Below are 23,597 nucleotides of genomic sequence, written 5' to 3'. Positions count from 1 at the left end.
ACCCTGACATGAAGAAAACAATAACAACGCTTGTCATGGCCGGCGCGCTGACCAGCGCGGCAGTGCTGGGTGCCGCCTACTCCGGCCTGGTCAACGTCGGCGCCGACGACCCGCACTTCCCCGCCGTGCATGCCTTTCTGGCCATGGCCCGGGACCGTTCCATTGCGGTACGTGCCAACGACATCGAAGTGCCCGACCTGCAAGACGAAGCCCTGATCCGTACTGGCGCGGGTAACTACAATGCCATGTGCATCGGTTGCCACCTGGCCCCAGGCGTGGAGCAAACCGAGCTCAGCCAGGCGCTGTACCCCTCGCCGCCCAACCTGGCCACCCGTGGCATCGGCGGCGACCCTGCCGCAGCGTTCTGGATCATCAAGCACGGCATCAAGGCCACTGGCATGCCGGCCTGGGGCAAAAGCATGGGTGACGAATACATCTGGGGCATCGTGGCCTTCCTCGACCAATTGCCCAAGCTCGACACCCAGCAGTACAACGCGCTGGTAGCAAGCAGCAGCGGCCACCAGCATGGCGGTGGCGAAAGCCAAATGCACAACCATGAAGGCCAGCACGGCGGCCACGCGTCTGAGCGCGCGGGCCACCACGCAATGAGCAATTCAGAAGCGCATCATCCGGCACCCGACAGCCCAGTTCCGAAGACACATATGCACCGTGATGGCAAAGCGCACGCCCATGGGAACTGAAGGCCGCTCGGTCCGAAGCAGGCCTCCCGTCTCAGTGCTTCATGCCTAGCTCAGCATCATCCATCAGCGCCTTGGCCATCGCACTCAGGTAGTGCGCCGCCCAGATCATCATCGGTTTTTCATCCATCAGGCCGGTGATGGTCAACTCGCGGACATAGCCCATCAGTTCCGAGGCCTGCTCGCGGGCATCCTCGCACGGGATGCCGGGCTCGATGCGGAACAGTGGGTGGGTGCCGTTCTCGCCTTGGTAGAAGGTGGTTTTACCGACAGTGAATTGGGTGTCTTCTGTGGTCATTTTTGAATCCCCTGAAAGTTCTCGACTGCCTGGACGGGCCCTTTCGCGGGTGAACCCGCTCCCACAGGTACTGCATCTACCTCAAGGCCTGTGGAGATCCTGTGGGAGCGGGTTTACCCGCGAAGAGGCCAGCCCAGACAAAGCAACACTCAAACCTCAGTGCAAAGTCCGAGGCTCAGCGGGCATCTGCACCTGAACCAGTGCCGACTCAAGCAAAGCCCGCAGCGTCTCCAGCTCATGCATCGAGGTCATCATCAGGATCGATGCCGGTGACTTGGGCTGCAGCAGCATTGCCTGGCGCACGACGGTCGCAGCGCACAGCGCATAATCCGTGGCCTGGATCAGGGTGTCTTCAAGGGCATGAATATCGTGGGGTGGATCGGGGACAATCTTGAGCATGGTGTAATCTCGTCTGTTCCGAAGGGACAGCCACGACATCACTTGCAGTTGATGGGTGGCGGCTACGTACGGGTCTGCAAGACCGGACAGACGATAAACCGGCAGATCCGAAGATCTCCCGCACGCAGCCACCATTGACCGAAATCGCCGGCACGCGGCAACTTGGAAAGCGGTACTGAATCGTCTGCAGGCTTGCAGGCCCGGTCGCTGATTTGGCAACGACGGGGCCAGACTAGGCCGCTGAGAACACCACCGCAATGGCGCAAAGGCGGTAGGAAGCTATTTCAGAAATGGCCTACGCGCAACGGGAAAAATCTGATTATCAGAAGTCATACCGCGCCCCAACCATCATGCTTCGCGACGGCCCGTAGAAATTGAACGTCGAGGTCGACCCCACCCGCGACAGGTAGTCCCGGTCGAACAGGTTGTTGATGTTGAAGGTGGCCGTCAGCTTCGAGGTAACCGGATAAGACAGCATTGCATCCACGGTCGCATAGCCTGGCGCGTCGATGCGCACACCGCCGTTCTCGGAATGGAAGTTGCTCATCGCCGAAATGCCGCCACCAATGGCCAGGCCGTTCAGTGGCCCTTGGCCGATGGTGTACTTGCTCCACAGCGATGCCTGGTTGCGCGGCATGATGAAAAAGGTGGTTTCGGCATCGCCCTTGAGGGTTTCGGTTTCCATCCAGGTGTAGCCGGCCAGCACTTCCCAGTTCGGCGTCAGCTTGCCGCTCACTTCCACTTCGGCGCCCTTCACACGGGTCTTGCCGGATGCAACAGAGTCAGTGGTAGCCACACCGTCGGCGTCATACACGGTGGTCGCGCGGTTCTTGTCGGTCAGGCGGAACACCGAGAGGCGCGTATTCAGGTCGCCGCCGAAGTAGCTGCTCTTGAGACCGAACTCGTACTGCTCGCCCTCACGCGGCTTGAGCACCCGGCCATTGCTGTCGGTGTCGGACTGCGGCTTGAACACCTGCGAATAGCTGGCGTACAGCGCATGGTTGTCGGTCAGGTCATAGACCAGTCCGCCATACGGGGTGAAGTGGCCATCCACGCGCTTGCTGTCGTTGGTGGTGGCGCCACTACTGAGGGTGGTGGTGTAGAAATCCCCGCGATACCAGCTGAAGCGCCCCCCGGCGATCAGCGCCAGGCGCTCGACCGGGCGGAAGGTGACCTTGGAATACAGGCCGTATTCCTCTTCCTGCGTACCGGTCTCGGTGCTGTAGTTCGGCGCTGGCTTGGCGAACTGCTTCGGCGAGTAGGTGTTGACGTTGATGGCGCCCAGGTTGGTTGTGCCGTTGAGGTACTCGGTGTCGTAGTTCTTGTAGTCGCTGCCGACCACGAACTCGCTGACCTGGCCGAAGGTTTCGAACGGCTGGCTGTAGCTGGCGTCCAGCGAGTAGGTGTCCTGGGTGAAATCGCGGGCGCTGGCGCGCTCGGAGTTGGCGCCAGTGGTGGCGTTGGTCGCGGTGAAGGCATACAGGTAATTCGTGTCGCGGTGCGAGCCACGGGCAGCGACACGGCCATAGCCGCCATTGTCGAAGCGGTGGGTCAGCTCGGCGACCAGATCAGTGGTCTTGCCGTCGAAGTAGTTCCAGTCGGCCCCCAGGAACTTCGAGTGGCTGAAGTCGGGCACTTCGCCGGACAGCGTTGCCGGATAGCCGTTGTGCGGGGTTAGGTTCTTCACTTCATGAATCAGGCCGAACGACAGGGTGGTGGCGTCGTCCAGGTCGACGTCCAGTGCACCGTAGTAGCTGTTGCTGGTGTTGGCGTTGTAGTCGACCTCGCCATTGGTGTCGTCACGCGAGGCGATGAAGCGCCCGCGCACGCGGCCGGCATCATCCAGCGGCCCGCTCAGGTCGATTTCCTCGTGGTTGGTGTCCCAGGTGCCATAGCTGCCTTCGACGTGGCCCTGGAACTCGGCAGTCGGGCGCTTGCGCACCATGTTGACGATGCCGCCCAGTTCGCTGGTGCTGCTGAACAGCCCGGCCGGGCCACGCATGATCTCGACACGGTCGAACGCCGCCAGCGACGGTACCGTACCGAAGATGCTGGCCATGGGCGCCGGCAGGCCGTCGATATTGAACTCGCTGTACTCGTAGCCACGGGCGTAGATCGATGAGCGGCCACTGTCGTTGGTCAGGGTACGCAGGCCGGCGGTGTACTTGGCCAGGTCATCGAGGTGCACGAACCGACGGTCCTTGACGTAGTCCTGGGTGTAGACCGTGATCGATTGCGGAATGTCCTTGAGCGCTGCGGGGGTCTTGGTGCCCACAGTGGCGGCATCCACGCTGTAGCCACCGGTTTCTTCCGACGGCAGCATGTCGTACAGGCGGTTGCCTTCGATGGTCAATGCCGGCAGGTCAAGCGCGCTGTCCTCGGCAGCCGCCTGGGTCGCCACCGTCTCGGCCAGTGCCGACAATGAAAACGGCGCCAGTAGCCCCAGCACCAGCCAGCCCCGAACCCGTCGCGGGTCCCCCAACTTTTTGAAACTGCTCATGACACACCCTTCCCCCAAATGGTAGTAATTCGCAAACGAAACAAGTTGCTTTTTGCGAACGATACCGAAGGGAACCCAGGGGTGCAGCAGGATTAACCTTCTTAACACATCCAGGCGTTGCTCTCGCCCTGCCGGCAATGGGATGATTCGCAACTGATACGAATTCTCATTCAAGGCTCGCCGTGCCCACCTCACTCCTCCTCGCCGAAGACGACCAACGCCTGCGTCAGGACCTGGAAAGGCATTTCCTCAACCGCGGTTTTTCGGTGCACGCCTGTGCCACTGGCGCCCAGGCCCTGGATGCCATTCAACAGTCACGGTTCGAGCTGGTGCTGCTGGACATCATGCTGCCGGGCATCGACGGCCTCAGTCTGCTCGACGCGTTGCGCCGGCAGCAGGCGGTGCCGGTCATGCTGATGTCGGCGCTGGGGGCCGAGCAGGATCGCATCACTGGCTTTACCCGTGGCGCGGACGATTACCTGCCCAAGCCCTTCAGCCTGGCCGAGCTGGACGCCCGGGTCGATGCATTGCTGCGGCGTGTGGCGTTCGATCGCGGTACGGCGCTGCGTGCCGACGTCGGCAGGGTGATGCTCGACCAGGACCGCCAGGACGTTGTCCACAACGGCAAGGCTGCCGGTCTGACCGCATCCGAATTCCGCTTGCTGGCCACCCTGCGGGCCCACCCCGGCGAAGCCTTGAGCAAACCATTTCTCTACCAGACCGTGCTGCACCGGGCCTACACCCGACTAGACCGCGGCCTGGATGTACATGTGTGCAACCTGCGCCGCAAGCTGGCCGACATCGCTGCTCAGCACCTGCAGATCCAGGCCGTACGCGGCCAGGGGTACATGCTGGTCAATACGGAACACGCCTGATGCGCCGTCATCCCTTGCTATGGAAACTGGCCGTACTGCAGGTCGGCTTCTGCCTGTTGCTGACTTGGCTGATCTGGACCTGGGGCCTGTCGGTGGAGCGCAGTACCTACTTCCTGTCCCAAGCCGACCAGGACTACCTGGCGCGCTTTGCACAGCAAGCCGAACAGGCCTGGGAGCAAGGCGGCGCGGAGGCTGCCGAGGCCTGGCGCAGGCAACTGGAACAGGCCGAGGGCACTTGGGTGGCGCTGGTCGGGCCGCACCTGCAGAGCCTTGGCAGCACCCCACTGAGCGCTGAGGAAGCCAGCCACCTGACCTTCATGCGCAAGCTCGACTGGCCGATGAGCCGGCGCCTGCAGGATGAACTGCCCTACGTCAGCATCGAGTTTCCGCAACACCCTGAGCACGGCCGCCTGGTAATGCAACTGCCTGAGCGCCTGTTGCCCACCGGGCTTACCCCATGGACCCATGTGGTCACCCATGGCGTTGCCCCCACGCTGCTCGCCCTGCTGCTGGTGGTGGCGCTGTACCGCCACCTTGTGGTGCCACTGAACCGCCTGCGCGACCGCGCCGACGCTCTGCGTGCCGACGACCTCGACAGCCCGGCCCTGCCCCTGCAGGCGCGGCGCGATGAGCTTGGGGAGCTGGCGCAGGCCTTCGAGCACATGGCCGGGCGCCTGCGCCAGAGCCTGGAGCAGCAGCGCCTGTTGCTGCGCACGCTGTCTCACGAACTGCGCACGCCGCTGGCGCGGCTGCGCATCGCCCATGACAGCAGCTTGCCGCCGGCCCAGTTGCGCGAGCGCCTGGACCGCGAGGTGACCGACATGCAGAAGCTGCTGGAGGACACGCTGGACCTGGCCTGGATGGACACCGAACAGCCCAGCTTGCCGACCGAACCGGTGTTGATGGTTTCGGTGTGGGAAGCCTTGTGCCAGGACATCTGCTTCGAAAGCGGCTGGGACCGCGCCCGCCTGCCCTGCTCGCTCGGCACCGACTGCGTGGTGCAAGCCCACCTGGACAGCCTGGCCCAAGCCCTGGAAAACCTGATGCGCAATGCCATCCGCCACTCGCCGGCCGACGGACGGGTCAGCCTGGATGGCTGGCTCGAGGGCGACTGCTGGCACCTGCGCCTGAGTGACCAGGGGCCCGGGGTGCCGCATGCCGAGCTCGAACGCATCTTCAAGCCCTACCAGCGGCTAACCGACAGCGGCGCGGGCTTCGGCCTGGGCCTGGCCATCGCCCGCCGTGCCATCGAACTGCAAGGCGGTCGCTTGTGGGCCAGCAATGGTCACCCGGGCCTGTGCCTGCACATGACCTTGCCGATCGGCCAGGACTGTTTAGAAAGTTAATGCGCTTTACGCTCAATCAGGACTGATTATCATCTGGGCGTTCCAGCATTGCGCTCCTTGCAAAGCCCTGACGAGACACCTGATGAGCAAGATGACCTTGATGCTGGCTTTGGCGCTGGCCCTTGCGGCCCCGGCTGCCCTGGCGCAGCCCGAGCCTCAACAGAGGATGGATACCTCGCTGCTGCAGCGACAGGACCTGGCCTACCGCTTCAGCCAGCTCGACCTGGACTCGGCCGATGGCCAGCGCCATTACCGCTTGTGGGTCGGCAAACCAGACGGCCCAACGCCAGCGGCGGGTTACCCGGTGCTGTGGATGCTCGATGGCAACGCCGCGCTGGGGGCGCTGGACAGCCGGCTGCTGGGCAAGCTTGCCGCCGGCCAGGCGCCATTGCTGGTAGCCGTGGGGTACCAGACCGATCAGCGGATCGAGCGGGTCGGGCGCACCTATGACTACACCCCGGCGTTGCCTGGGCAGGCTGAGCAGTTGGACCCGCTGACCGGGCAACCGAGCGGTGGCGTGGATGCGTTCCTCGATCTGCTGAGCGAGCGCATGCGGCCGCTGGTGGCGGGTGTGGCACCGATCGACCCGCAGCGGCAGACGCTGTGGGGGCATTCCTACGGTGGCTTGGCTGTGCTGCATGCACTGTTCACCCGGCCTGGGGCTTTCAGTGACTATGTGGCGGCCAGCCCATCGCTATGGTGGCATGACGGTGCGATCGTGCATGAAGCGCAGGGGCTTGGTCAGCGCTTGGGCAGCAGCCGACCTCGGTTGTTGCTGATGCGCGGAAGTGAGGAGCCGGCCAACCCGCGCATGCCGGTGCAAGGTGATGGCGAACGGGCGGCGCGGAAGCTGCTGGCAGACCTGGCCAAGGTGCCGGGGTTGCAGGTACGGTTCGAGCGGTTTGACGGGTTGGGGCATGGGCCGATGTTACCGGCCTCGCTGAAGCAGGTGATTGAAGGGATGTCCCGATAACCCTGCACTGGCCTCTTCGCCGGTTTAGCCGCGAAGAGGCCAGGGCAGGCAATACCCCCATCAGTCAGCCCTTCACACACACCACCTGGCGCAGGGTGTGCACCACCTCCACCAATTCCTGCTGCGCGCGCATCACCGCATCGATGTCCTTGTAGGCCATCGGGATCTCGTCGATCACCTCCTTGTCCTTGCGGCATTCCACATGCGCCGTGGCCCGTCGCTGGTCCTCCACGGTGAAGCGGCTCTTGGCCTTGGTCCGGCTCATCACCCGGCCGGCGCCATGGCTGCAGGAACAGAACGATTCCTCGTTACCCAGCCCCCGCACGATGAAGCTCCTGGCCCCCATCGACCCAGGAATGATGCCTAGCTGCCCTTTCTGCGCCGACACCGCGCCCTTGCGCGTTACCAGCACTTCGCGGCCAAAATGCTGCTCGCGCTGCACATAGTTGTGGTGGCAGTTCACCGCTTCCAGGCTGGCCTCGAACGGCTTGCCCAGCACCTTGCGGGCTGCCCCGACCACCGCCAGCATCATCAGCTCGCGGTTCTGCCGGGCATAGTCCTGCGCCCATTCCACCGCTTCGACGTAGTCGGCGAAATGGCGGCTGCCTTCCTCGAAGTACGCCAGGTCCTTGTCTGGCAGGTTGGCCAGGTGCTGGCGCATGTCGGCCTGGGCCAGTTCGATGAACAGGTTGCCAATCGCATTGCCCACCCCCCGCGAGCCGCTGTGCAACATGAACCAGACACGGTCGGCCTCGTCCAGGCACACCTCGATGAAGTGGTTGCCACCACCCAGCGTGCCCAGGTGCTGGCGGTTGTTGGTCTTCGCCAGGCGCGGGTACTTGTCGGTAATGGCCTTGAAGCGCCCGGCCAACCGCCCCCAGGCCTGGTCGGCCTGGGCCGGCACATCGGCCCAGGCGCCCTGGTCATGTTTGCCGAACGTCTTGCCATGCGGCACCGCCTGCTCGATGGCGCTGCGCAGGCCATGCAGATGGTCCGGCAGGTCGCGGGCATGCAACGAGGTGCGCGCGGCGATCATGCCGCAGCCGATGTCTACCCCTACCGCCGCGGGGATGATCGCGCCAACGGTCGGGATCACGCTGCCGATGGTCGAGCCTTTGCCCAGATGCACGTCCGGCATCACCGCCAGGTGCTTGAAGATGAACGGCATCCTGGCGGTATTGAGCAATTGCCGGCGGGCGTCGTCTTCGACCGGCACGCCATCGGTCCATAACTTGACCGGCTTGCCGCCGGCAACCTGGAGAATGTCCATGGGGCTATTCCTGAAAGGCCATGCCGGCATGATACCGCCAAAGGTCGTAGCGCCGTGGGTTGCCAGCGGGGTGGCGAGGTGCGGTATGCTTGGCCGGTCTTCAGGGCGGGGTGAAAGTCCCCACCGGCGGTAAATCGAAAGATGAGCCCGCGAGCGCCCCGGCCATGCCGGGGGTCAGCAGATCTGGTGCAATTCCAGGGCCGACGGTCATAGTCCGGATGAAAGAAGGCGTCAGGCAGGGGCCATCCGGGCGCCCCTGCGCGCGCATTTTGTTCGCCCCGAGACGTTCATCGATCATTCACGAGGAGCGTTTCATGTCCATCCAGCACCACCTGCAATTCCCCAATGTTGCCGCCGCCATCGCCGCCTTCCAGGCCGGGCGCCCGGTACTGCTGCTCGACGATGACGACCGCGAGGACGAAGCGGACATCATTGCCGCCGCCGAGAACATTTCGCTGCAGACCATGGCCATGATGATTCGCGATTGCAGCGGCATCGTCTGCCTGTGCCTGGACGAAGCCACTGTCGACGAGCTGCAGCTGGCACCGATGGTGCAGAACAACCAGGCTCGCCATGGCACCGGCTTCACCGTCACCATCGAGGCGGCCGAAGGGATCAGCACCGGGGTTTCCGCCCAGGACCGCATCACCACCATCGGCGCGGCGCTGCGCTCTACTGCCGAGCAGCGCCATATCGTCAGCCCGGGCCATGTATTCCCGCTGCGCGCGCGCAATGGCGGGGTACTGACCCGCCGTGGCCACACCGAAGGTTCGGTGGACCTGGCGCGCCTGGCCGGCCTGCGCCCGGCGGCGGTGCTGTGCGAGCTGATGAACCCCGATGGCAGCATGGCCCGCGGCGAGCAGGTGGCGGTGTATGCACGGCAGTACAATTTGCCGGTGCTGACCATCGAGGAACTGGCGCGCTACCGTGAGGCCATGCTGGAGCTGGAAGCAGAGCCAGCCTGACACCGCACCGGGGTCCAGAACTGGCACAGTGCCTGTAGGAGCGGCCTTGTGTCGCGAAAGGGCTGCACAGCAGCCCCAGCAATTTGTGCATCTGCGCTGACATCCTGGGGCCGCTGTGCGGCCCTTTCGCGACACAAGGCCGCTCCTACACAATTGGCTGCGTTAGCCGATCGGGTGGCCGGAAGTTTGCTCCCCCCGCCCCGCTCTGCTAGTGTCGCGCCGTTCTGAATGCCACCGAGACAGTCGCCATGGCCCGCAAAAAAGCCTCCCTCGATTTCGAGCAATCCCTCGCAGACCTGCAAGCCCTGGTCGAGCGCCTGGAGAACGGCGAATTGTCGCTGGAAGAGTCGCTGGCCGCCTTCGAGCAAGGCATCGCCCTGACCCGTGATTGCCAGGGTGCCCTGGCCCAGGCCGAGCAGAAGGTGCAGATCCTGCTGGAACGCGACGGCGAGCTCGCCGCGCAGCCGTTCGACGCGGAGCCGGAAGCATGATCGGCACCTACCAGGCCAACTGCCAGGCGCGGGTCGACGCCGCACTCGAGCCGCTGTTCGTCGCCCCCACCCGTGAACTCGAGCGGCTCTACGCCGCCATGCGCTACAGCGTGATGAACGGCGGCAAGCGCGTGCGCCCGTTGCTGGCCTATGCGGCCTGCGAAGCCCTGGGCGCCCCGGCCGAACAGGCCAACGGCGCGGCCTGCGCGGTGGAACTCATCCACGCCTACTCGCTGGTGCATGACGACCTGCCGGCCATGGACGACGACGACCTGCGTCGGGGCCAGCCAACCACTCACAAGGCCTTCGACGAAGCCTGCGCCATCCTCGCTGGCGATGGTTTGCAGAGCCTGGCCTTCAGCGCCCTGCTCGACCCACGCCTGAGCCCGCAGGCCGACAGCATCCGCCTGGCCATGGTCCAGGCGCTGGCCAAGGCCGCCGGCCCGGCCGGCATGGTCGGCGGCCAGGCCATCGACCTCGGCTCGGTGGGCCTGAAGCTGGACCAGCAGGCGCTGGAGTTCATGCACCGGCACAAGACCGGCGCGCTGATCGAAGCCAGCGTGCGCCTGGGCGCCCTGGCCAGCGCCCGCGCCGAACAGGCGCAACTGGATGCCTTGCAGGCCTATGCCCAGGCCATCGGCCTGGCGTTCCAGGTGCAGGACGACATCCTCGATGTGGAAAGCGACACCGCCACCCTTGGCAAGCGTCAGGGCGCCGACATCGCCCGCGACAAGCCGACCTACCCGGCGCTGCTGGGCCTGGAGGCGGCCAAGGCCTATGCCATCGAACTGCGCGACCAGGCACTGCTCGCACTGGATGGTTTTGGCGAAAAAGCCGAGCCGCTGCGAGCCTTGGCGCGCTATATCGTCGAGCGCCGCAACTGATTTGATTGGGGCCGCGGTGCGGCCCATCGCCGGCAAGCCAGCGGCCACAGACGCCTCAGTGGCTAGAAAACTGAATACCCTGTGCGTGCTGGCTTGCCGGCGATGGGCTGCAAAGCAGGCCCATGCGACACCCGTCTGAATGGGCAGTATTTCCTACAATGGGGTAAACTGCCGCGTCTTACACACCTATAACGACTCGCCTGATGCCCACGACGTTTCAAGAGATCCCCCGCGAACGCCCGGTCACGCCGTTGCTCGACCGCGCTGACACGCCTGCCGGCCTGCGCCGGCTGGCCGAAGCCGACCTGGAGACCCTGGCCGACGAACTGCGCCAGGAACTGCTCTACACCGTGGGCCAGACCGGTGGGCATTTTGGTGCCGGCCTGGGCGTCATCGAGCTGACCATCGCCCTGCACTACGTCTTCGACACCCCGGACGACCGGCTGGTGTGGGACGTCGGCCACCAGGCCTACCCGCACAAGATCCTCACCGGGCGCCGTAAGCGCATGCTCAGCCTGCGCCAGAAAGACGGCATCGCCGCCTTCCCGCGCCGCAGCGAGAGCGAGTACGACACCTTTGGCGTCGGCCACTCCAGCACCTCGATCAGCGCCGCGCTGGGCATGGCCATTGCCGCCCGTCTGCAAAACAGCGCGCGCAAGTCGATCGCGGTGATTGGTGACGGCGCGCTGACCGCCGGCATGGCCTTCGAGGCGTTGAACCACGCCCAGGAAGTCAACGCCGACATGCTGGTGATCCTCAACGACAACGACATGTCGATTTCGCGCAACGTCGGCGGCCTGTCCAACTACCTGGCCAAGATCCTCTCCAGCCGCACCTACGCGAGCATGCGCGAAGGCAGCAAGAAAGTGCTGTCACGCCTGCCAGGCGCCTGGGAAATCGCCCGCCGCACCGAGGAATACGCCAAAGGCATGCTGGTGCCGGGTACGCTGTTCGAAGAGCTGGGCTGGAACTACATCGGCCCGATCGACGGTCATGACCTGCCAACCATGATCGCCACCCTGCGCAACATGCGAGACCTCAAGGGCCCGCAGTTCCTGCACGTGGTCACCAAGAAGGGCAAGGGCTTCGCCCCCGCCGAGCTCGACCCGATCGGCTATCACGCCATTACCAAGCTGGAACCGGCAGACAAGCCCGCCGCGCCGAAAAAAGCCAGCGGGCCCAAGTATTCCGCCGTGTTCGGCCAGTGGCTATGCGACATGGCCGCTGCCGACAAGCGCCTGGTGGGTATTACCCCGGCGATGAAGGAAGGTTCCGACCTGGTCGCTTTCAGCGAACGCTACCCGGAGCGCTACTTCGACGTGGCGATTGCCGAGCAGCATGCCGTGACCCTGGCCGCGGGCATGGCCTGCGAGGGCAGCAAGCCGGTGGTGGCGATTTATTCCACCTTCCTGCAGCGTGCCTATGACCAGCTGATCCACGACGTGGCGGTGCAGAACCTCGACGTGCTGTTCGCCATCGACCGCGCCGGCCTGGTCGGCGAAGACGGCCCGACCCACGCGGGCAGCTACGACCTGTCGTACCTGCGCTGCATCCCGGGCATGCTGGTGATGACCCCGAGCGACGAGAACGAGCTGCGCAAGATGCTCAGCACCGGCCACCTGTACAACGGCCCGGCAGCCGTACGCTACCCGCGCGGCACCGGCCCCAACGCGCCGATCAGCGGCGACCTGGAACCGCTGGAGATCGGCAAGGGCATCGTGCGGCGCCAGGGCGAGAAAGTCGCCGTGCTGGTGTTCGGCGTGCAACTGGCCGAGGCCATGCAGGTGGCTGAGCAGATCAACGCCACGGTGGTCGACATGCGCTTCGTCAAACCGCTGGACGAGGCGCTGGTGCTGGAGCTGGCTGCTAGCCATGAACTGCTGGTGACCATCGAAGAAAACGCCATCATGGGCGGTGCGGGGGCTGCCGTCGGCGAGTTCCTGGCCAGCCAGGCAATCGTGAAACCGCTGCTGCACCTGGGGCTGCCGGACATCTACGTCGAGCATGCCAAGCCGGCGCAGATGCTGGCTGAGTGTGGGCTGGATGCGGCCGGGATCGAGGCTTCGGTGAAGGCTCGGATGGCCAGGCTCGGGCTGTAATCCCCTGGGGCCGCCTTGCGGCCCATCGCGACGCAAGGCCGCTCCAGGAATGCGCCTTGCGTCGCGACCAAGGGCCGCACCTTCCTGTAGGAGCGGCCTTGTGTCGCGATCGAGGGCGCAGCCCTCGCCGAATCTCACCTGGGCGCCGACGCGCTAGCACACCGGCGCACCATCGCTTCGAGCATCTGCCCAGCGGGCCAGGCAGCAGGCGTCAGCCGAGCTGGCGCGGAATGCGGTAGAGGTAAAGCACCACCACGGTGGACAACGCCAGCAGGATCTGCGGCACCGCCTCAAGGCCGACCAACACCGACAGCGCAGCGACCCAGGCCGGGAAGCAGGCATACAGCATGGCCAGGCGCCGTACCCGCGCCAGCTCGATCCAGGCGGCGGGCTCTTCGCCAGTGCCCAGCACCTGCGAGGTGGCAATCAACGCGCGCTTGTAGGCCGCGAAGCGCGGCAGGCTGAGGAACATGGTCGCCGCGCCGCCAATGAACAGCGGCATGGCCAGCACCGGCACCAGCGCATCACCACCGCCAAAGGCCCAGGCCATGACCGGCAGCGGCACCAGGCCCACCGCCAGGTATTGCCACCACGCCAGCGCCAGACGCCGCTTGACCTCGGCGCGGGTCACGCCTGGGGCACCTCGCCCTGGTGCTCGTTACCCAGCATGTGACCGAGCTTGCCGGCCTTGGTTGCCAGGTAATAGCGGTTGTGCGGGTTGTGCCCGGTGTGCAGCGGCACGCGCTCGGCGACGACGATGTTCATGTCGGTCAGGGCTTTGACCTTGCGCGGGTTGTTGGTCATCAGGCGCAGCGACTTCACGCCCAGGTGCTCCAGCATCGGCAGGCACATGGCGTAGTCACGCTGGTCGGCGGCGAAGCCCAGGCGCTCGTTGGCCTCGACGGTATCGGCGCCGCCATCCTGCAGTTCATAGGCGCGGATCTTGTTCAGCAGGCCAATGCCACGGCCTTCCTGGCGCAGGTACAGCAGCACGCCGCGGCCCTCGCGGGCGATGGCCTGCAGCGCCGCTTCCAGTTGCGAGCCACAGTCACAGCGCTGGCTGAACAGGGCATCGCCGGTCAGGCACTCGGAGTGCAGGCGCCCCAGCACCGGCTGGCCGTCCGCGATATCACCCAGGCTGAGCACCACATGCTCACGGCCCGTGGCTTCGTCGAGGAAACCATGCATGGTGAAGGTCGCGAAGGGAGTCGGGAGTTTAGAGGCGGCAACAAAGACGACGGGCACGTTGTGCTCCTGGAATAAGTAGGAAATTTCTCGTGGGCCGATTGTATCAGCAGGTTGAGGGCTGTGCGCTGGCTGAATACCGTGGGGTAAGATCGAAAAGTTCGATGCTTAGCAGGGAGCAGCCGTGATGCTGAGCCGCTCTGCCTCGGCGCTATTGCGGCCTGCTGCCCGGACCGAACGGATACGGCTGCTGCCAGCGTTCGAAAATCGGTTTCAGTTCGCCGCTGCGCACCAGCTCGGCCATGCGCTTGTCGAACAGGTCACGCAGGGCCTTGGCCTGGTCGTTGCGGGCAAAAGCCAGGTACAGCGGCAGTTCGGCGATGTGGGTGCGGCGGAAACGCTCGGGCTGGGAAGCCTGGCCGAGCACGTTATCGATTTCGGCCGCCGCATCGATGTAGAAGTCCACCCGGTCATGTTCGAGCATCGGCAGAACGCTCTCGCGGCGCTGCACTTCGCGGGAATCCTGGATATTGGGCAGGTAGCTGCCGAAGTCGTAGCCACGCACCCAGGCCAGACGGTACTGGCCTATGGTCTCCAGGGTAGGTACGGGCTTGCTGGCCAGGCCCAGGGCGTAGATGTGGTCCATGTCGAAGTGCCAACGCGGATACAGGTCGTCGGCGTTCTCTTCCTTGTAAGACCCCACCCAGGCATCCGCCTCGCCGCGTTTGACCAGCCCGACCGCCCGGCTATAGGGCACGCTCTGGGCTAGCACCTTGACCCCGGCCGGCTCGAACACCTTGCGCAGCACATCCCAGGCCACCCCGGTACCGTCGGCGTTGGTGTAGTCGAGCCACTGCTCGCTGACCAGGTGGATTTGAGCGGGTACGCGCTCGGCAGCCGCTACCCACGGCGCAAAGCTGAGCAGCATGGCCAGCAGCAGCGTCGGCAACCGCCGGCGAATCAGGCAACCGCCCACACCAGCACCTGCATGCCCAGCCAGGCGAACACACCGGCCAGGATATCGTCGAGCATGATCCCGACACCCCCATGTACGTGGCGGTCGACCCAGCGGATCGGCCACGGCTTGAGGATGTCGAAGAAGCGGAACATCAGGAACCCTGCCAGCAGCCATTGCCAGCCTTCCGGCACCAGCCAGAGGGTTATCCACATGCCGACGATTTCGTCCCAGACGATGCCTTCATGGTCATGCACACGCAGGTCAGTGGCGACCTTGCCGCACAGCCAGAAACCGAACAGCATGCTCACGCCGAGCAGCAGCCAGTAGCCCCAGTCGGGCAGCATCTGCCACAGCGGGATGAACGGGATGGCGACCAGCGAGCCCCAGGTACCCGGGGCCTTGGGCAAGGTGCCGGAGCCGAAACCAAAGGCAATGAAGTGCCATGGGTTGCGCCAGACCGAGGGCGGAACGAACTCCGCAGGCACCTGGTTGGGGTGATCGGTCACGGTGTCTCCCTGAAATGTTGGTAGCCGCGTTGTGCGGGGGTGATGTCCCGGCCCTGCGCATCGCGCAAGGTCACGCCCTGCCCTTCGACTACGCAGCCGATGACATGCACTTCGATGAAACCCAGGCCTGTCAGGGGTGCAAGTGCTTCACGCGGCAGGGTAAAGGCCAGCACGTAGTCATCACCTCCGCTGAGCGCGGCCTGCACTGCGGCCTCGCGCCCCAGAAGCGCCTCCACCTCAGCAGACACTGGTACCTGGGCCAGGTTCACCTCGAGGGCGACCCCGGATGCCTTGGCGATATGGCCACAATCGGCGAGCAAGCCGTCGGAGATATCCAGCGCAGCCGTAGCGCGGCCTCGTAGCCAGGTGCCGAGGATCAACTGCGGCATCGGCGCCCAATAATGGCGCAGCAGCGGCTTGGCCTGCTCGGCAGGCGCCTGTCGCTCACCCAGCACCAGCGGCAACGCGCCGGCAGCCTTGCCCAGCGAACCGCCCACGCACAGCAGGTCGCCAGGCCTTGCGCCGCTGCGGCGCAAGGCCTGGCCGACGGGCACACGGCCGAATACGGTCACGGTGATGCTCAACGGGCCACGGGTGGTGTCACCGCCGATCAGGCTCATGCGGCAGCGATGGGCCATGCGGCTGAGGCCGTTGGCGTATGCCTCGAGCCAGTCGGGGCCGACCTCGGGCAAGGTCAGCGCAAGGGTAAAGCCTATGGCCGTCGCGCCCATGGCCGCCAGGTCACTGGCCGCCACGGCCAACGAGCGCTGGCCCAGCAGCAGCGGATCGCACACCGCAGGGAAATGCACGCCGGCGACCAGGGTGTCGGTCGACACCGCCAGTTGCTCGCCAGGGGGAAGGTCCAGCAGGGCACAGTCGTCGCCGATACCCAGCGCCACGCCCTCGCCACCTTGCGCACAAGGCGCGGCGGCGAAGTAATGGTTGATCAGTTCGAACTCACCCATGGGCTAGCGGCGCCAGGATCAGCGCTTGTTCGCCTTGACTTCTGCTTCGCGCAGGTTCGGCGCCAGCTTGTCCAGCACACCGTTGACGAACTTGTGGCCGTCGGTGGCACCGAACACCTTGGCCAGCTCGACACCCTCGTTGATCACCACGCGGTACGGTACGTCGACGCGCTTGATGAACTCCCAGGTGGACAGGCGCAGCACGGCCAGCTCGACCGGGTCGAGCTCCTCCAGCGGCAGGTCGAGGCATGGCTTCAGGGCGTTGTCGATTTCGCTCTTGATCGCCGGGACCCCATGCAGGATCTCGCGGAAATAGGCGCCATCGACATCGGAAAAATCGTTATCGACCCGGAATTGCGCTTCGATCTCGTTCAGCGAATGCTGCGCCATGTGCCACTGGTACAGCGCCTGGGTCGCGAGCTTGCGGGCTTCGCGGCGCTTGGCGCTCTTCGACGGCTTGCCGGCATCCGCAGGTTTTGGATCGCGCGGGTTGAAACGATCGCTTTCGTCGCTAATCACTTGGCCTCCAACTGCGCCAGCAGGCTGACCATTTCCAGAGCGGACAGGGCAGCTTCAGCACCTTTGTTACCGGCCTTGGTGCCGGAACGCTCGATGGCTTGCTCGATGGAGTCGACGGTCAGCACGCCGAAGGCCACCGGAACACCGAACTCCATGGACACCTGGGCCAGGCCCTTGGTGCATTCGCCCGCTACGTATTCGAAGTGCGGGGTACCGCCACGGATCACTGCACCCAGGGCGATGATCGCGTCATAGGCACCTTGCTGGGCGACTTTCTGTGCCACCAGCGGGATTTCGAACGCGCCCGGGGCACGGATGATGGTGATGTCGCTTTCGCTGACACCGTGGCGTACCAGGGCATCAACGGCACCGCTTACCAGGCTTTCGACAACGAAGCTGTTGAAGCGGCCAACCACCAAAGCATAGCGACCTTTGGGGGCGATGAAGGTACCTTCGATGGTCTTCAGGGTCATTCCGATATTCTCATCTTCAAGAGCGAGGCCGCTTGCTGGCGGCCTCGACAGGGGTATGGACTCGAGCTGGAGGGCGCAAATGCCGCCTCAAGTCACTCGGAGGGCACGTATTCTACAACTTCCAGATCGAATCCGGATATCGCGTTGAACTTCATCGGCGAACTCATCAGGCGCATCTTGCGCACACCCAGGTCACGCAGGATCTGCGAACCGGCACCCACGGTGCTGTAGGTGGTCGGCGCCTTGACCGGCGCTTCGCCGGCACTTTCGCGGATGTGCGCCAGCAGTACGTCGCCGTCCAGCGGGTGGCCCAGCAGCAGTACCACGCCGCTGCCGGCCTCGGCCACCGCGGCCATGGCGGCGCGCAGGCTCCAGCGGCCCGGCTGCTTGACCAGCAGCAGGTCGCGCAGCGGGTCCATGTTGTGCACGCGCACCAGGGTCGGCTCTTCGGCGCAGATCTTGCCCAGGGTCAGCGCCATGTGCACGTCGCCTTCGACCGCGTCACGGTAGGTGACCAGGTTGAATTCGCCCAGCTCGCTCTCGATCAGTTGCTCGGAAACGCGCTGCACGGTGCGCTCGTGGATCATGCGGTAGTGGATCAGGTCGGCGATGGTGCCGATCTTCAGGCCATGTTCGGCGGCGAATACTTCCAGCTCGGCGCGGCGCGACATGGTGCCGTCGTCGTTCATCACTTCGCAGATCACCCCGCTCGGCTCGAAACCGGCCATGCGCGCCAGGTCGCAGGCCGCTTCGGTATGGCCGGCGCGGGCCAGGGTGCCGCCGGGCTGGGCCATCAGCGGGAAGATGTGGCCAGGGCTGACGATGTCTTCGGCCTTGGCATCCTTGGCCGCGGCGGCCTGCACGGTACGTGCCCGGTCGGCGGCGGAAATGCCGGTGGTGACGCCTTCGGCGGCTTCGATCGACACGGTGAACTTGGTGCCGAAGCCGGAGCCGTTGCGCGGCGCCATCAGCGGCAGCTTCAGCGTTTCGCAACGCTCGCGGGTCATCGGCATGCAGATCAGGCCGCGGGCGTGCTTGGCCATGAAGTTGATGTGCTCGGGCTGGCAGCACTCGGCGGCCATGATGATGTCGCCTTCGTTTTCACGATCTTCGTCATCCATGAGGATGACCATTTTGCCCTGGCGGATGTCTTCGACCAGTTCTTCGATGCTGTTGAGCGCCACGCGGCACCCCCTTCTCAATCAGGATTTCAAGAAGCCGTTGGCGGCCAGGAAGCTTTCGGTAATGCCACTGCCCTTGCTCGGTTCGGCGGCCTTGTCACCCAGCAGCAAACGCTCCAGGTAACGGGCCAGCAAGTCGACCTCAAGGTTTACCCGACGCCCTGCACGGTAGTCGGCCATGATGGTTTCGGACAGGGTGTGCGGGACAATGGTCAGCTCGAACTCGGCGCCATTGACCTCATTGACCGTCAGGCTGGTGCCGTCGACGGTGATCGAACCCTTGTGGGCGATGTACTTGGCCAGTTCCTTCGGTGCACGCACACGGAACTGGATGGCGCGGGCGTTATCGCTGCGCGAGATGATTTCGCCAACCCCGTCGACGTGGCCGCTGACCAGGTGCCCGCCCAGGCGGGTGGTGGGAGTCAGGGCCTTTTCCAGGTTGACCTTGCTGCCGCTCTTGAGGTCGATGAAAGCGGTGCGCTTGAGGGTTTCGACGCTGACGTCGGCCCAGAAGCCGTCGCCCGGCAATTCGACGGCCGTCAGGCACACGCCATTGACGGCGATGCTGTCGCCGAGCTTGACGTCAGCCAGGTCGAGCTTGCCGGTTTCGACGTAGACACGCACGTCCCCCCCCTTGGGGGTCAGGCTGCGGATGGTGCCGATGGATTCGATGATGCCGGTGAACATTGGGTCTTCCTCAAAAACGGTTTGCGCAGGGCAAGCCGGGCATTATACGCCGGGCGCCGGCAGGGGTACGGCCGTGACCCGCCAGTCATCGCCCACTGCGCGCATTCCGGTAATTTTCAGCCGCGGCGCTTCGCTCATCTTGTCCAGTGGCCAGTCCAGCAGCGGGCGGGCATGGCAGCCGAGGAAGGTGCCGGCGACGAACAACTGGTACTCGTCGATCAGGCCCTGCCGGGCAAAGGCACCGACCAGGCCGGCCCCGGCTTCCAGCAGGATTTCGTTGACGCCACGGGCGGCCAGGGCCTGCAGCAGCGCTGGCAGGTCGACCTGGCCATTATTGCCCGGCAGGCTGAGCAGTTCGTGGCCGGCAGCGGCATAGCGCGGGTCATCCGCGACAGCGCACACCACCAGGGCCGGGCCGGCCTGGAAGAACGGTGCGTCCAGCGGCAGGCGCAGGCGGCCATCGACCAGCACGCGCAGCGGTGCACGGCTGAGCGCCAGGGCGGTGGTTTCGGCATCCAGGCCCAGCTCGGCGCCGCGTACGGTCATGCGCGCATGGTCGGCCAGTACGCTGGCGGCGCTGGTCAGTACCACGCTGGAGCGCGCGCGCAGGCGCTGCACGGCAGAACGGGCGGCTGGGCCGGTGATCCACTGGCTTTCACCGCTGGCCATGGCCGTGCGCCCGTCCAGGCTCATGGCCAGTTTGGCGCGAACGAACGGCAGGCCGTGCTCCATGCGCTTGAGAAAGCCCGGGTTGAGCGCGCGGGCTTCGCCCTCGAGCACCCCGCTGGCCACTTCGATGCCGGCCTCGGCCAGGCGTCGCAGGCCTTGCCCTGCCACTTGCGGGTTAGGGTCCTGCATGGCGGCGACCACCCGCGCCACGCCGGCCTTGACCAACGCTTCGGCGCACGGCGGCGTGCGCCCATGGTGGCTGCACGGCTCCAGGGTGACGTAGGCACAGGCACCCCGGGCCCGTTCACCGGCCTGGCGCAGGGCATGCACTTCGGCGTGCGGCTCGCCGGCACGCACGTGCCAGCCCTCGCCGACCACTTCGCCATCGCGCACGATCACGCAGCCGACACGCGGGTTTGGATGAGTGCTGTACAGGCCCTTGCGCGCCAGCTGCAGCGCGCGGGCCATGTAGTGGGCATCAAGGATGGCAGTCTGGCTGGGCATGGTCACTCTTTGGCCGGCTCACGCGCCAGACGGTCGATTTCTTCACGGAACTCGTCAAGGTCCTGGAAGCGCCGGTAAACCGAGGCAAAACGGATATAGGCCACTTCGTCGAGCTTGCGCAGCTCGGCCATGACCATTTCACCCACCACCAGCGACTTGACTTCACGCTCGCCGGTGGCGCGCAGGCGGCTCTTGATGTGGGCCAGCGCGGCTTCCAGGCGCTCGACGCTGACCGGGCGCTTTTCCAGTGCCCGTTGCATGCCGGCGCGCAGTTTTTCTTCGTCGAAAGGCTGGCGTGTGCCGTCCTGCTTGATCAGCCGGGGCAGCACCAGTTCGGCCGTTTCGAAGGTGGTGAAGCGCTCGCCACAGGCCACGCATTCGCGGCGGCGGCGCACCTGCTCGCCCTCGGCAACGAGGCGAGAGTCGATGACCTTGGTGTCGTTGGCACCGCAAAAGGGACAGTGCATGGTGGCAGGCAACAAAAAAAGGGAGGGCCATGGTAGCGCATCCCACTGGCAAGACAAGCCAAAGGGGTTAACATCCATGGGAAATCTGCCCGTGAAGGACAACCCCATGCACTACCGAGCGCTCGTCGTGCTGTGCGCCGCCGCCTTGCTCGCCGCCTGTGGCAGCGACAGGCCGAAGCCCGATACCCCTGCGGCGCCCACGCCGGCCCGGGTGGCCAAACCGGCCAACGTACCGGGCCCGCTGCCAGCCTACCAGCGCGAGCTGAGCGGCACCTTGCTGGAAATCCCGGCCGGGGCCGAGGTCGAACTGGCCTTGCTGGTCATCGACGAACGCGACCGCCCACAACGCCTGCTGGCCAGCAGCAACCTGACCGGCACCGGCCAGGCCCTGCCCTACCAGCTGCGCTTCAACCCCGAGGCCTTCCCCGCCGGTGCCCGGGTCGAACTGCGCGGCCGCGCCAGCCGCTCCGGGCAACTGATCCTGCACCTGCCGCCCGTGCGTATTACCCAGGCCCAGACCCAGGCCACCGGCCCGCTGCGTTTCGAGAAGGCGCCATAGGTGGCGCCGCTTGCCCTGCAACAGGCGCTCAGCAGCCTGATCGGCGAGGCGCGCCTGGTCGTCAGCGAGCTGCCCGGCTGCGAGCTGAAGCTGTGGCTGGTCGATGATCAGAACATGGACCGCGCCTTCAGCAGCGAAGAGACCCGGCGTATTCTCGAAGACCCGCCCTACTGGAGCTTCTGCTGGGCCAGCGGCCTGGCCATGGCCCGTTACCTGGCCGAGCGCCCGCAGTGGGTAGCTGGCAAGCGCGTGCTGGACTTTGGCGCCGGCTCCGGTATCGCCGGCATTGCCGCCGCCCGCGCCGGTGCGCTGGAGGTGGTGGCCTGCGACCTCGACCCGCTGGCCCTCGATGCCTGCCGGGCGAATGCCGCGCTGAACGGGGTGGAGCTGGGTTACAGCAGCGATTTCTTCGCCGAACACGACCGCTTCGACCTGATTCTGGTCGCCGATGTGCTGTATGACCGCGCCAACCTGCCGCTGCTGGACGCCTTCCTCGACCGCGGCCGTCAGGCGCTGGTGGCCGACTCGCGGGTGCGCGACTTCAGCCACCCGCTCTACCAGCAGCTGGGGGTGCTCGAAGCCCTGACCCTGCCGGACCTGGCCGAGCCGCACGAATTCCGCCGGGTCAGCCTGTACCACGCCAGCCGCGACACCTTATAGTGATGCCATTGATGAGTTTGCGAGAGTCGCGATGAGCCAAGACACGCCGTACATTTTCGACGCCACCGATGCCACCTTCCAGCAACTGGTGATCGAGAACTCCTTCCACAAGCCGGTACTGGTCGACTTCTGGGCCGAGTGGTGCGCGCCCTGCAAGGCGCTGATGCCGCTGCTGGCGAAGATCGCCGAGGGCTACCAGGGCGAGCTGCTGCTGGCCAAGATCAACTGCGACGTGGAGCAACAGGTGGTTGCCCAGTTCGGCATCCGCAGCCTGCCGACCGTGGTGCTGTTCAAGGATGGCCAGCCGGTGGACGGTTTTGCCGGTGCCCAGCCGGAGTCGGCGATCCGCGCCATGCTCGAACCGCATGTGCAGCTGCCTGCCGCACCTACCGCCTCGCCGCTGGAGCAGGCCAAGGCGCTGTTCGCCGAAAGCCGCTTTGCCGAGGCCGAGGCATTGCTGCAGGCGTTGCTTGGAGAGGACAACAGCAATGCCGAGGCGTTGATCCTGTACGCCCGCTGCCTGGCCGAACGCGGTGAGCTGGGTGAGGCCCAGGTGGTGTTGGACGCGGTCAAGACTGACGAGCACAAGGCTGCATTGGCCGGTGCCAAGGCCCAGCTGACTTTCCTGCGCCAGGCCGCCAGCCTGCCGGAAGTGGCTGACCTGAAGAGCCGCCTGGCGCAGAACCCGCAAGATGACGAGGCGGCCTACCAGCTGAGCGTGCAGCAGCTGGCGCGCCAGCAGTATGAGGCGGCGCTGGAGGGGTTGCTGAAGCTGTTCCAGCGCAACCGTGGTTATGAAAACGGCTTGCCACAGAAGGCGATGCTGCAGGTATTCGAGTTGCTCGGTGGCGATCACCCGTTGGTCAGCGTGTACCGTCGCAAGCTTTCGGCGGCAATGTTCTGAGCATGTTGGGGCCGCTTTGCGGCCCATCGCGACACAAGGCCGCTCCTACAGGGGCGTGACCTGCGCCCTTGCAGGGGGTGGTCGCGATGGGCTGCAAAGAGCTCCGAATGCCCGAAAAACCTCACCCCACCCAGTGATAAACCGGCGCATCCACGCCGCTTTCCACCCTCACCTCGCTGCTGTGCCGCAAGCGCACCAGCAGCCGTTTACCTGCTGCCGTACTCCCGGCCAACCCTTCCAGGCGGTCGAGCAACTCCGGCCCGCTCATCTGCCCTGCCAGGCGCAACACGTCGCGCGCCGCCGTCCATTGCCCGTCATCCTGACGCGGCGCTGCCACCGTTGCCGCCGCAGCCGTCTGCGCCAGCGCCGGCGCCTCTTGCCGCCGCAGTTGCGCCCACTCTTCTGGCGTCAGCTCGATGGTCAGGTCCACCGGCCAGTCACCGATCTGTCCACGAATTCTCATGATGCATTCCTTGAACCCAGGTCAATGCAACCATGCTACCCGAACATGAAACCTGCGCCACGCAGGCTGGCAGCGCGCAGAAAAGTTGTTATAACATAA

27 protein-coding genes and 1 riboswitch are annotated in these 23,597 nt (G+C 65.3%); of the genes, 11 read left to right on the top strand and 16 right to left on the bottom strand.

Annotated features, from left to right (window positions below; translation table 11 throughout):
* Positions 1–8 precede the first annotated feature (8 nt).
* Positions 9–701, top strand: a complete 693-nt coding sequence (locus ACJA3S_RS02775; protein WP_406820765.1) for a c-type cytochrome — start codon at positions 9–11, stop codon at positions 699–701.
* A gap of 31 nt (positions 702–732) precedes the next feature.
* On the opposite strand, the gene ACJA3S_RS02770 is transcribed toward ACJA3S_RS02775, so the two are convergent.
* From ACJA3S_RS02770 to ACJA3S_RS02760, 3 genes are all read right to left on the bottom strand, one after another.
* Entirely contained in the window at positions 733–996 is a 264-nt protein-coding gene (locus tag ACJA3S_RS02770) for a DUF3077 domain-containing protein (protein WP_406820764.1), read from the bottom strand.
* A 156-nt stretch (positions 997–1,152) separates the two neighbouring features.
* Positions 1,153–1,395 (bottom strand): hypothetical protein, encoded by a 243-nt coding sequence (locus ACJA3S_RS02765; RefSeq protein WP_406820763.1) that lies wholly within the window; start codon positions 1,393–1,395, stop codon positions 1,153–1,155.
* Positions 1,396–1,717: 322 nt separating this feature from the next.
* A complete protein-coding gene (locus ACJA3S_RS02760; RefSeq protein WP_406820762.1) occupies positions 1,718–3,895 on the bottom strand; it encodes a TonB-dependent siderophore receptor in 2,178 nt (725 codons plus the stop codon).
* A 182-nt stretch (positions 3,896–4,077) separates the two neighbouring features.
* On the opposite strand from ACJA3S_RS02760, the gene ACJA3S_RS02755 reads away from it, so the two are divergent.
* From ACJA3S_RS02755 to ACJA3S_RS02745, 3 genes are all read left to right on the top strand, one after another.
* Positions 4,078–4,770, top strand: a complete 693-nt coding sequence (locus tag ACJA3S_RS02755) for a response regulator transcription factor (protein WP_406820761.1) — start codon at positions 4,078–4,080, stop codon at positions 4,768–4,770.
* Positions 4,770–6,116 (top strand): histidine kinase sensor domain-containing protein, encoded by a 1,347-nt coding sequence (locus ACJA3S_RS02750; protein WP_406820760.1) that lies wholly within the window; start codon positions 4,770–4,772, stop codon positions 6,114–6,116. The genes ACJA3S_RS02755 and ACJA3S_RS02750 overlap by 1 nt, the downstream gene beginning before the upstream one ends.
* 82 nt (positions 6,117–6,198) lie before the next feature.
* Complete coding sequence (locus ACJA3S_RS02745; protein WP_406820759.1) at positions 6,199–7,089, top strand: alpha/beta hydrolase; 891 nt, start codon at positions 6,199–6,201, stop codon at positions 7,087–7,089.
* Between the two features lie 64 nt (positions 7,090–7,153).
* Here the strand turns inward: ACJA3S_RS02745 and ACJA3S_RS02740 are convergent, their stop codons facing one another.
* Positions 7,154–8,359 (bottom strand): RtcB family protein, encoded by a 1,206-nt coding sequence (locus tag ACJA3S_RS02740; RefSeq protein WP_200626189.1) that lies wholly within the window; start codon positions 8,357–8,359, stop codon positions 7,154–7,156.
* Positions 8,360–8,451: 92 nt separating this feature from the next.
* A riboswitch (FMN riboswitch) is annotated at positions 8,452–8,593 on the top strand.
* Between the two features lie 80 nt (positions 8,594–8,673).
* Here ACJA3S_RS02740 and ribB point away from each other — a divergent pair.
* The 4 genes from ribB (at position 8,674) to dxs (ending at position 12,798) form a co-directional block, all read left to right on the top strand.
* On the top strand, positions 8,674–9,324 hold the full coding sequence (gene ribB / locus ACJA3S_RS02735) for a 3,4-dihydroxy-2-butanone-4-phosphate synthase (protein WP_406820758.1): 651 nt from the start codon (positions 8,674–8,676) through the stop codon (positions 9,322–9,324).
* A gap of 248 nt (positions 9,325–9,572) precedes the next feature.
* Positions 9,573–9,815: an exodeoxyribonuclease VII small subunit gene (locus ACJA3S_RS02730; RefSeq protein ID WP_003255380.1), complete on the top strand. Its 243-nt coding sequence runs from the start codon at positions 9,573–9,575 to the stop codon at positions 9,813–9,815.
* The gene (gene ispA / locus ACJA3S_RS02725; RefSeq protein ID WP_406820757.1) at positions 9,812–10,699 is read left to right on the top strand and encodes a (2E,6E)-farnesyl diphosphate synthase; all 888 of its coding nucleotides are present in this window, start codon (positions 9,812–9,814) and stop codon (positions 10,697–10,699) included. Before ACJA3S_RS02730 ends, ispA begins: the two co-directional genes overlap by 4 nt.
* Before the next feature lie 203 nt (positions 10,700–10,902).
* A complete protein-coding gene (gene dxs / locus ACJA3S_RS02720) occupies positions 10,903–12,798 on the top strand; it encodes a 1-deoxy-D-xylulose-5-phosphate synthase (RefSeq protein WP_406820756.1) in 1,896 nt (631 codons plus the stop codon).
* Positions 12,799–13,009: 211 nt separating this feature from the next.
* On the opposite strand, the gene ACJA3S_RS02715 is transcribed toward dxs, so the two are convergent.
* From ACJA3S_RS02715 to nrdR, 11 genes are all read right to left on the bottom strand, one after another.
* Positions 13,010–13,429 carry an MFS transporter gene (locus ACJA3S_RS02715; protein ID WP_186689714.1) on the bottom strand — a complete coding sequence of 140 codons (420 nt, stop codon included), beginning with the start codon at positions 13,427–13,429 and terminating at the stop codon, positions 13,010–13,012.
* On the bottom strand, positions 13,426–14,043 hold the full coding sequence (gene ribA / locus ACJA3S_RS02710; protein WP_003260612.1) for a GTP cyclohydrolase II: 618 nt from the start codon (positions 14,041–14,043) through the stop codon (positions 13,426–13,428). Before ribA ends, ACJA3S_RS02715 begins: the two co-directional genes overlap by 4 nt.
* A gap of 151 nt (positions 14,044–14,194) precedes the next feature.
* On the bottom strand, positions 14,195–14,911 hold the full coding sequence (locus tag ACJA3S_RS02705) for a substrate-binding periplasmic protein (RefSeq protein WP_406822190.1): 717 nt from the start codon (positions 14,909–14,911) through the stop codon (positions 14,195–14,197).
* 32 nt (positions 14,912–14,943) lie between these two features.
* A complete protein-coding gene (locus tag ACJA3S_RS02700) occupies positions 14,944–15,447 on the bottom strand; it encodes a phosphatidylglycerophosphatase A (RefSeq protein ID WP_170028059.1) in 504 nt (167 codons plus the stop codon).
* Entirely contained in the window at positions 15,444–16,412 is a 969-nt protein-coding gene (thiL, locus tag ACJA3S_RS02695; protein WP_406820755.1) for a thiamine-phosphate kinase, read from the bottom strand. The genes ACJA3S_RS02700 and thiL overlap by 4 nt, the downstream gene beginning before the upstream one ends.
* Positions 16,413–16,430: 18 nt before the next feature.
* Complete coding sequence (nusB, locus tag ACJA3S_RS02690) at positions 16,431–16,931, bottom strand: transcription antitermination factor NusB (RefSeq protein ID WP_406820754.1); 501 nt, start codon at positions 16,929–16,931, stop codon at positions 16,431–16,433.
* Positions 16,928–17,404 carry a 6,7-dimethyl-8-ribityllumazine synthase gene (ribE, locus tag ACJA3S_RS02685; protein ID WP_003255395.1) on the bottom strand — a complete coding sequence of 159 codons (477 nt, stop codon included), beginning with the start codon at positions 17,402–17,404 and terminating at the stop codon, positions 16,928–16,930. Before ribE ends, nusB begins: the two co-directional genes overlap by 4 nt.
* A gap of 92 nt (positions 17,405–17,496) precedes the next feature.
* On the bottom strand, positions 17,497–18,588 hold the full coding sequence (gene ribBA, locus ACJA3S_RS02680; protein WP_170028056.1) for a bifunctional 3,4-dihydroxy-2-butanone-4-phosphate synthase/GTP cyclohydrolase II: 1,092 nt from the start codon (positions 18,586–18,588) through the stop codon (positions 17,497–17,499).
* 18 nt (positions 18,589–18,606) lie between these two features.
* Positions 18,607–19,272 carry a riboflavin synthase gene (locus ACJA3S_RS02675; protein WP_170028055.1) on the bottom strand — a complete coding sequence of 222 codons (666 nt, stop codon included), beginning with the start codon at positions 19,270–19,272 and terminating at the stop codon, positions 18,607–18,609.
* Between the two features lie 42 nt (positions 19,273–19,314).
* On the bottom strand, positions 19,315–20,445 hold the full coding sequence (gene ribD / locus ACJA3S_RS02670; protein ID WP_406820753.1) for a bifunctional diaminohydroxyphosphoribosylaminopyrimidine deaminase/5-amino-6-(5-phosphoribosylamino)uracil reductase RibD: 1,131 nt from the start codon (positions 20,443–20,445) through the stop codon (positions 19,315–19,317).
* A gap of 2 nt (positions 20,446–20,447) precedes the next feature.
* Positions 20,448–20,912 carry a transcriptional regulator NrdR gene (gene nrdR / locus ACJA3S_RS02665; protein ID WP_003255402.1) on the bottom strand — a complete coding sequence of 155 codons (465 nt, stop codon included), beginning with the start codon at positions 20,910–20,912 and terminating at the stop codon, positions 20,448–20,450.
* A 106-nt stretch (positions 20,913–21,018) separates the two neighbouring features.
* Here nrdR and ACJA3S_RS02660 point away from each other — a divergent pair, with 106 nt between their 5' ends.
* From ACJA3S_RS02660 to trxA, 3 genes are read left to right on the top strand one after another with little or no spacing between them, the layout of a single operon-like run.
* A complete protein-coding gene (locus ACJA3S_RS02660) occupies positions 21,019–21,471 on the top strand; it encodes a YbaY family lipoprotein (protein WP_170028053.1) in 453 nt (150 codons plus the stop codon).
* Positions 21,472–22,131, top strand: coding sequence for a class I SAM-dependent methyltransferase (locus ACJA3S_RS02655; protein WP_406820752.1), 660 nt, complete (start codon positions 21,472–21,474; stop codon positions 22,129–22,131).
* Between the two features lie 31 nt (positions 22,132–22,162).
* Entirely contained in the window at positions 22,163–23,035 is an 873-nt protein-coding gene (gene trxA, locus ACJA3S_RS02650) for a thioredoxin (RefSeq protein ID WP_170028051.1), read from the top strand.
* Between the two features lie 121 nt (positions 23,036–23,156).
* On the opposite strand, the gene ACJA3S_RS02645 is transcribed toward trxA, so the two are convergent.
* Positions 23,157–23,498, bottom strand: a complete 342-nt coding sequence (locus ACJA3S_RS02645; protein WP_406820751.1) for a hypothetical protein — start codon at positions 23,496–23,498, stop codon at positions 23,157–23,159.
* Positions 23,499–23,597: the final 99 nt, after the last annotated feature.

Origin of the sequence: Pseudomonas sp. KnCO4 (genome assembly GCF_045344305.1) — a bacterium.
Taxonomy (GTDB): domain Bacteria; phylum Pseudomonadota; class Gammaproteobacteria; order Pseudomonadales; family Pseudomonadaceae; genus Aquipseudomonas; species Aquipseudomonas anuradhapurensis.
Note: the sequence above shows the minus strand (reverse complement) of the source record. Positions and strands in the feature narration are given on the sequence as shown.